Origin of the sequence: Variovorax sp. Varisp36 (assembly GCF_047304235.1) — a bacterium.
In the GTDB taxonomy this organism is placed as follows: Bacteria; Pseudomonadota; Gammaproteobacteria; order Burkholderiales; family Burkholderiaceae_C; genus Variovorax.
In genome coordinates this window covers 1-218 of record NZ_JBGLYU010000147.1, presented here as the reverse complement: position 1 = coordinate 218, position 218 = coordinate 1, and the positions used below count along the sequence as shown (strand labels likewise).

The 218-nt window shown below is 67.0% G+C and carries 1 protein-coding gene; it reads left to right on the top strand.

Annotated elements, in window-relative coordinates; translation table 11 throughout:
• Nucleotides 1-218 (top strand): phage baseplate assembly protein V (locus ACCD11_RS28510; protein ID WP_413316493.1); only part of this gene is annotated, 218 nt, incomplete at both ends.

The following is a 218-nucleotide window of genomic DNA, read 5'->3' as shown; positions in this document are numbered from 1 at the left end:
GCGAAGGTGGTCGGCCCGGCCGGCGAAGAAATCTGGACCGACCGATACGGCCGCATCAAGGTCCAGTTCCACTGGGAGCGCATCGGCGAGGACAACGAGCACGCCAGCTGCTGGGTACGCGTGTCGACGGCCTGGGCGGGTTCGACCTTCGGCATGGCCGCGCTGCCACGCATCGGGCAGGAGGTCATCGTCGACTTCCTCAATGGCGATCCGGACTG